Here is a 7,952-nt window from a genome sequence, read left to right on the forward strand (position 1 = left end):
ATACCAGAGGCCGAAGCCGGTCCTTCTACCCCGCCACCCGAGGTACCAACGCCTTAACCAGATCTTTCATGTCCAACTGCCCCAAGACCGCGTCCCCGTCCATCACACGGTAAACATGGCCCGTGTCACCGCCGGACAATGCGATCATGTCCTCAAGATTGCTGTTGGCGGCCACGTCGCCGTCGAAACGTTCAGTGCTGACAGGTTGCATAACGGATCGCACTTTCAGCACGCGGGCGCGGTTGATGTCGCTGACGAAGTCTTCGATATAAGGATCCGCCGGGGCCAAAAGAATGGCTTGCGGGTCGCCTTGCTGCACCACGGCCCCATCCTTAAGGATCACCAAATGGTCCGCCAGCTTTAATGCTTCGTCCAGATCGTGGGTGATAAAGATGATGGTCTTTTGCAGCTCTTTTTGCAGTTCTAACAACAGGTTCTGCATGTCGGTGCGAATAAGTGGGTCAAGGGCGGAAAACGCCTCGTCCATCAGCATAATGTCAGTGTTGGCCGTCAACGCACGTGCAATCCCGACACGCTGCTGCATACCACCCGACAATTGTGCCGGATAGCGCCCTTCGAACCCATCAAGGCCGACACGGGCCAGCCATTTGCGCCCCTCCTCGTCCTGAAGCGCGCGGTCAGCCCCTTGCACGCTTAGCGGTAATTGGGCGTTTTCCAGAACAGTCTTATGCGGCAACAGCGCGAATTTTTGAAACACCATCGACATATGCTGTTGGCGCATCTTGCGCAGAGCGTCAGGATTTAGCGCAAGCACATCCGTGCCGTCGACGATAATTTCGCCCGCCGTTGGGTCGATCAAGCGATTGAGATGGCGGATCAAAGTGGATTTGCCAGACCCAGACAGCCCCATGATGACCGTGATGTCCCCGGCCATCATATCGATGTTAATGTCGCGCAGCCCCAAGACATGACGGTGCTGTTCCAGCAGCGTGGCCTTGTCCATGCCGCCTTGGACATGGGTGACCATGTCGCCTTCATCTGGGCCAAAAATCTTGTACAGCCCGCGTATCGCGATCTTGGTTTTGTCGGTGCTCATGGGTTGCCCCGCGTGTCGACCCGCGCCAATGCGGCCTTGGATACGCGATCAAGCACCACGGCCAGCAGCACGATGCCCAGCCCGGCCACCATGCCCACGCCTAGGTCTGAACTGCGGATGCCTTGCAGCACCAAAACCCCAAGTCCGGGGGCCGCAACAAGTGACGCGATGACCACCATTGCGAGGCTCATCATAATGGTCTGGTTCACGCCCGCCATGATGTTGGGCAAGGCCAACGGCAGTTGGACCCGCGTCAATTTCTGGCGCGCCGTCAGGCCAAATGCATCCGCAGCCTCAATTACGTCGGGGTCCACAAGGCGAATGCCAAGGTCGGTTAGACGGATGACCGGAACAATGGCGTAAAGGATGATCGCAATGCCATAAAGCTTTGATTCTGTGACAGAAAATAGAAATATCAACGGGATCAGATAGACGAAGGTCGGCAACGTCTGCAACAAATCCAAGATCGGTACGATTAAGCGCTGCGCGGTATTAGACCGCGACATCGCAATGCCGATGGGCACCCCCAACAGCACCGATATGCCCGTGCACACAAACACGATGGCCAACGTCTGCATCGCCACCTCGTAGTGGTCGATAAAGGCAAAAAACAAAAGAACCATGGCAACAAAGCCAGTGACCGCCCGCGACCGACTGACATACCATGACACCAGCAACAAGACAGGGATTATGACCCACCAAGGTGCGGCTTCAAACACAAACAAAGTACTGTCCAGCAGCCAGCTTAGCGGCTGCGTGATCGGGTCGAGTACGAATTTCAACTCTGGCCGCATGGCCAAAAACCCGTCCTCGAGCCCTGCGGTCAGATCACGGGTCTGACCGATCTTGGAACATGCAGCGTGTAGCACATCCAAAGATGGAAAAGGCAAACCAGGTGTCGCCACCTCTTCGCCACCTTGGGCTTGGGCCAGCAGTTGCGCCATGGACAAAGGGGCTTCGACCTTGTCGGCATCGCACCATGCACGCAGCCCTAAAGCGTCGAAAATTGCGTCATAACGCGCCATGCCCTGCCCCTATCTTAGCTTCGCGATCACGCGCTGCGTCGTAAGGTGCACGCCGCAAAGCGGCCTGCACCCATCTTTCAGTTTATTGCAACAACGCAGATAGTTTGCCCTTGGCATCGTCGTCCAACCAATTGCCCCATGTGTCTTTATAGGTGGTCAGGAAGTAGACAGCGGCCTCTTCGTTTGACGCATTGTTGGCCTCTTGCCATGCCAACACGTCACCCATCTGTGCATTGGTAAAGGTGACATTGCCCATAAGGGCGGCCGCATCTGGTTCGCGATCCACAAAGGCCTGCGTGGCCGCAGTCACAACATTGGACACAGGATAGGCAGACAGCTCTGGTGTCGTGCAATCTTCAAGACCGTTGCAGGTGTGTTTGTCCGCGTCATAGGCTGGCATTTCGACCTGCACCATTGGGTATTTTCCCAGAACAGATGTCGGCGCCCAGTAATAGCCGAACCATGGTTCTTTGGCTTCGGCTGCCGCCGCAATGGCTGCGGCCAATGTTTCACCCGAACCATGTTGGAAGCGTTCGACCCCTGAATCGCCAAGGCCTGCGGCAATAAAGTTGTTGTTGTTGGTGATGTCACAGCCCCAACCCGTTGGGCAGTCATGGAAACGGCCACCGATCAGTTCAGGATTGGCTTTGATGCCTTCCAGAGTCGTCAATTCGGGGTGTGCTTCGGCCAGATAGGCGGGGATCCACCAAGCCTCAATACCACCATCTGACAGCACTTTGCTCAGCTCGACAAGCTTGCCCTCGGCGCGCAGTTCTTCGTAGACTTCGGTATAGCTGGTCCACAATTCAGTCAAAATGTCCGGCTCGCCCGTTTCAGCGACCGACGTCATGGCAGGTACTGTTGTGGTTGGCACGATGGCGACGGTGCAGCCATATCCCTGTTCCAACAAGAACTTAGCAACGTTGGTTACAACCGCTGCTGAAGCCCAGTCCATTTCGGTGATGGAAACTTCGCCGCAGTCGGCGGCGGCAATAGTGGCGGCGCCGGACGTGACGGCCAGCGTGGCGGCAAAAGCGAACTTTTTCATGGTTTTTATCCCTCTGGAATTGGCAGATTCTAACGTGGTTATGCGCCACGACAGTACATAAGAAAAGCAATCAAACCAATTCAACCAGATATCATCGCCCTGCAAAGCCCCCTGACACAACGACAATCCCATACTATGACGCAGCCGCGCATTTATCACTGATCCCCGCCGCAAGGAAATTTCACGTGTAAACACGACCGCAAAAGCCGCGTCATCTGTCGAACCTTCCGTCAGAAAGGCGAACAACGCTTTGACGTAACCCCTGTCTGCCTATACGACGATTAATGGTAACAAGTACAAAGCAAGAAAAATGGCAGCAGATCTCACAGACCAGACGGCGACGCCGTTTAACCTCGCTCTCGTCGGTCAATCCGGGCGGTTGGGCTATGAAGCGTTGCTATTTGTTGCGTCATTGCGCGCCAACAGCCCAAAATTTAACGGCCGCGTCCTGATTTGCGAACCCCAGCCCGGCCCGCTTTGGCCCAAAGACCCTCGCATTGAACCCGAAGACCTGCGCTCCGCCCTGACCGACTTGGGCGCAGAGATCATTCCGTTTGACAGCGTTCATTTCGGCGCCGCCTACCCCTACGGCAACAAAATCGAGATGCTCAGCGCCCTGCCCAAAGGCGACCCATTTGTCTTTTTTGACAGCGATACGTTGATCACCGGCGAATTGGCCGACGTCCCATTCGACTTTGCCAAACCAAGCGCGTCCATGCGCAGAACAGGCACATGGCCAGAGATCGAACTCTATGGCCCCGGCTACACCGAGACTTGGAAATCGCTTTACGACGCGTTTGGTCTGGATTTTGAAAGCAGCCTCGATCTTTCTGAACCTGATGAATATTGGGAACGGTATCTATATTTTAATGCCGGTTATTTCTTTGGGTCTTGCCCGCATGCGTTTGGCGAAAAGTTTCTAGAATACGCCTTGGCGATCGCCAATGACCCGCCTGAAACGCTGGTATGTCAGTCGTTAGACCCATGGTTGGACCAAGTCGCCTTACCGCTGGTCATTCACGCCCTTGGCGGCGGGCGCGACAGTGCTGTGCATGACCATTTGGACGGGCCTGTAAGTTGCCACTACCGCCTGCTGCCCTTGCTTTATGCCCGCGAAAGCGAGGCGGTGATCGCCGCGTTGGAAGCGATTGCAAGCCCCAACAAGATCAAGAAAGTCCTAAAGGGTTATGATCCGATTAAGCGCATGATCTATCAAGGTCGTGGCGAAAAGGTGCGCGCGTTGTTTGATCAAAATGACATGCCACGCCGCGAACAAGCTATCCGTAACCGGATCAAATCAAATGGCTTCTGGATGCGCTGACGTTTGACGCCGTTTAACGTCAGCTTTCTTGCCACATAGACGCAAAAACCACAGTTTCCCCCTTACAAAGTCGCGCCATTTATCCATCTTGGGTTGAATAATAACTTGCACTCAAGCGAACGACCTGAATGTCAAAAATCAATACGCAGTTTTTGAAGGCTTTGGCGGGCATGTTCAACCAAGGCGACCTCGCTGGTGTCGCCGAACAGTTTATCTTTCCACTGCCATTTTATTCGAATGACCGTCTGTTCGTGTTCAAGACCCCCGAAACCTATGTTGAAGCTTTAGATCTTTATCGAGGCGAAGTCTCAGCGGGCGCTCTTGCAAAGATTGTCCCACGCGTCGTCGCCGAAGGGATGCCAGTGCGTCACTATTCAAATGTTTGGGTGGAATGGGACCATCTAGACACCGCCGGGCACCTTTTCCTGACAAGCCAAGTTCACTATATTTTCCATCGCCATAGCGACGCGGATTTCCCAAAAGTCGAACTGATCGAATATAAAGTCGGCGAGTTTCCCGACGTCCTTGATCGCCTATCAGGAATGGCGACCGCCCAAAAAACAGACGGTCGCGTGTGTTAATTAGGCCGTGGGTGGCGCAGCTTTGGTCAGCAACGTGTAGGTCGAAATTAGCGCATCATTCGCGGTCGAACGCACAATTCTGCCCGTGTCATTGCGAAGACTTTTAGCGCCAACTGTGCGCTTGATGACGCGTCCCAATTGTTGATTTAACGTTGTTCGCGCACGGTGAGCGGCTTGCTTTGATTTCTTTTTCGAATTTGCTGCACCTGTCGCGGTAGCATAAGCTTCTGCAAAGGTTGGGTTCGACGCGGCCTTCTTTAAGACATTCAAGATAAAATGATCGTCAAACTGGCCTGCCGCATCCATTTCGCTGGCGAAATTTTGCGTCATGTCAATCACAGCACGCTTCGCCGTCAGACGTTTAGATAACTCACTGTCTTTGGGCGCACTATCAATGATGTAACCCTCAACGATCTTTTGCATCATGTGCGATAAATCAAGCCCTTGCGCCTTGGCACTTCTTGCCAGGAAAGCACGCACGCCCGCATCAACAGCAAAATTTAGCGTTTCCGCTTTTTTCAACTTTTCCAGACGAGCAGCACGCTTTTCAGCCTTGCCGTCATCTTCTGAGTTATTGGTTTCCATTGTTGGCGCATCTGCATTGGTGGTCATTTTAATCATCCCATTCATGTATACGCCTGCATGTATACACAACACCATAACACGTCAATATACATGACATGTATGTTCGGGACACCCTTTCTAAATTTCAAAATGGGCTCTCCACCTTGCCGATGGGGCTACCTTTGCCTATCGATAGTGCATCTCATTAAAGCCACTTGGCAAAGGAGCGATGACATGACTGACGGTCCAAAGTACGGCTTCGACACCCTTCAAATTCACGCAGGCGCGCGGCCTGACCCGGCCACTGGGTCACGCCAAACTCCGATTTACCAAACGACGGCGTATGTTTTTCGCGACGCCGAACACGCGGCCGCGTTGTTTAATTTGCAAGAAGTTGGCTACATCTATTCCCGCCTGACCAACCCGACGGTGGCCGTTTTGCAAGAACGCGTCGCCACTCTCGAAGGTGGCGTTGGCGGGGTTTGCTGTTCATCCGGGCACGCTGCGCAAATTATGGCGCTGTATCCGTTGATGTCACCGGGCAAGAACGTTGTCGTGTCGACCCGCCTCTATGGCGGCACCGTTACCCAATTCAGCCACACCATCAAACGTTTCGGATGGGAGGCAACCTTTGTTGACTTTGATGATCTGGATGCGGTCAAAGCCGCCATCGATGACAACACCCGCGCCGTTTTCTGCGAAGCGATTGCCAACCCCGGCGGCTACATCACTGACCTTGATGCCATTTCGGCCATCGCCGATGCGGCTGAAATCCCGCTGATTGTCGACAACACTACAGCCACCCCGTACCTGTGTCGGCCCATCGAACACGGCGCGACCTTGGTTGTGCATTCCACCACCAAATACCTGACGGGCAACGGCACTGTCACGGGCGGCTGTGTTGTGGATTCAGGTAAGTTCGATTGGTCTGCGAACGACAAGTTCCCAGCCCTTAGCCAACCAGAGCCCGCCTATCACGGCCTCAAGTTTCACGAGACCTTTGGCCCGCTGGCCTTTACTTTTCACGGCATTGCCATTGGCCTGCGTGATCTGGGCATGACGATGAACCCACAAGCGGCGCACTATACACTTATGGGAACTGAAACACTATCTTTGCGCATGGAGCGGCACGTCGAAAACGCGGTCAAGATCGCCAATTGGCTCGAAGCGGACGATCGCGTCGACTACGTGACTTATGCAGGTCTAAAATCTTCGCCTTATTACGACCGTGTGGCCAAGATTTGCCCACGCGGTGCGGGCGGGTTATTCACCTTTGCCGTCAAGGGCGGCTATGACGCCTGCATGAAGCTGGTCAATGCGCTAGAGATCTTTAGCCACGTGGCCAATTTGGGCGACGCACGTTCGCTGATCATCCATTCGGCATCGACCACGCACCGCCAATTGACAGCTGACCAACAGCGCGCAGCCGGTGCCGCCCCCGAAGTTGTGCGCGTATCCATCGGCACCGAAGACGTGAACGATCTGATTGCCGACCTCGATCAAGCATTGACCAAAGCGGTCAGCTAAAAGTGATGCGCTGGCGCTTTTTTATGTTGCGCCAGCGCATCAGGGGAAAACGCATTTTTTATCCCCCTTTCTGCGGGCTTTTGCTATGCATGGGCAAAGTCCTGCTTTATCCTGGGTTTTAATGTCGTGGATGTTTCATCCGCTCCGCAAAATTGCTAAAGGCCTAATATGAAGCCAAACTTTGCGCTCTCCTTGTCCTTCGACGGGATCCGTCTGCTGCACCGCGCAGCTGGCGGATGGCATTTTATAGGTGAAGTTTCCGTTTCGGATCCGAACCTGTCAGATGCACTGGCCGATCTGTTGCAAGACGGCCATGTCGCCAAAACGCGCAAACGCTTGCGCAGCAAACTGATCATCCCCGATGCGCAGATCAAATACCTAACGATCGACACACCGGACATGGACGATGACGCGCGCCGCGTGGCCGCAGTCACCGCGCTGAACGGCGCCACTCCTTACCCTGTTGATGCCTTGGCATTTGATATCTCGCCCGACGCAGACCGCACCCACATTGCGGCAGTCGCAAAGGAAACGCTGCTTGAGGCTGAGAGCTTTGCAAAAGATCATGGCTTTGAGCCCGTCAGTTTCGTGGCGGCCGCCGAAGGTAGTGATTTTCTGGGCGAACCCTTCTTTGGCCCGACGGCGCACTCAAAGGATATTTTGGCCCCCAACGCCGAGGTGGTACCAGACGGCGTGCGCGTCGTTGTCGTCGAAGCGCCCGCAGCTGACTTGCCGGAAAAGGAAACCATTCTGGCTGAAGCAGCGTTTGAAGTCGAACCACAGCTTGACGCCATAGAACCATCTGATGTGCCAGAGCCAGAGCCAGAGC

Annotated in this window: 7 protein-coding genes and 1 pseudogene; 4 read left to right on the forward strand and 4 right to left on the reverse strand. The window is 54.5% G+C overall.

Going from position 1 to position 7,952, the window contains the following annotated elements:
* Nucleotides 1-25: 25 nt before the first annotated feature.
* From ABJF76_RS17830 to ABJF76_RS17840, 3 genes are all read right to left on the reverse strand, one after another.
* Complete coding sequence (locus tag ABJF76_RS17830) at nt 26-1,057, reverse strand: betaine/proline/choline family ABC transporter ATP-binding protein (protein ID WP_413821172.1); 1,032 nt, start codon at nt 1,055-1,057, stop codon at nt 26-28.
* Nucleotides 1,054-2,082 carry an ABC transporter permease gene (locus tag ABJF76_RS17835; RefSeq protein WP_413821171.1) on the reverse strand — a complete coding sequence of 343 codons (1,029 nt, stop codon included), beginning with the start codon at nt 2,080-2,082 and terminating at the stop codon, nt 1,054-1,056. Before ABJF76_RS17835 ends, ABJF76_RS17830 begins: the two co-directional genes overlap by 4 nt.
* Nucleotides 2,083-2,164: 82 nt before the next feature.
* Entirely contained in the window at nt 2,165-3,130 is a 966-nt protein-coding gene (locus ABJF76_RS17840) for a glycine betaine ABC transporter substrate-binding protein (protein ID WP_413821170.1), read from the reverse strand.
* Between the two features lie 310 nt (nt 3,131-3,440).
* On the opposite strand from ABJF76_RS17840, the gene ABJF76_RS17845 reads away from it, so the two are divergent.
* Together ABJF76_RS17845 and ABJF76_RS17850 are read left to right on the forward strand one after the other, a co-directional pair.
* Entirely contained in the window at nt 3,441-4,451 is a 1,011-nt protein-coding gene (locus ABJF76_RS17845) for a hypothetical protein (protein ID WP_413821169.1), read from the forward strand.
* 128 nt (nt 4,452-4,579) lie between these two features.
* Complete coding sequence (locus tag ABJF76_RS17850) at nt 4,580-5,032, forward strand: hypothetical protein (RefSeq protein ID WP_413821168.1); 453 nt, start codon at nt 4,580-4,582, stop codon at nt 5,030-5,032.
* Here ABJF76_RS17850 and ABJF76_RS17855 read toward each other — a convergent pair whose 3' ends face one another.
* A complete protein-coding gene (locus tag ABJF76_RS17855; protein WP_413821167.1) occupies nt 5,033-5,644 on the reverse strand; it encodes a hypothetical protein in 612 nt (203 codons plus the stop codon).
* Between the two features lie 186 nt (nt 5,645-5,830).
* Here ABJF76_RS17855 and ABJF76_RS17860 point away from each other — a divergent pair, with 186 nt between their 5' ends.
* Together ABJF76_RS17860 and ABJF76_RS17865 are read left to right on the forward strand one after the other, a co-directional pair.
* The gene (locus ABJF76_RS17860; RefSeq protein WP_413821166.1) at nt 5,831-7,123 is read left to right on the forward strand and encodes an O-acetylhomoserine aminocarboxypropyltransferase/cysteine synthase family protein; all 1,293 of its coding nucleotides are present in this window, start codon (nt 5,831-5,833) and stop codon (nt 7,121-7,123) included.
* A 168-nt stretch (nt 7,124-7,291) separates the two neighbouring features.
* Nucleotides 7,292-7,952: pseudogene (locus ABJF76_RS17865) on the forward strand (hypothetical protein); the annotation flags it as partial.

It is taken from the genome of Tateyamaria sp. (genome assembly GCF_039940735.1).
Classification (GTDB): Bacteria; Pseudomonadota; Alphaproteobacteria; order Rhodobacterales; family Rhodobacteraceae; genus Tateyamaria.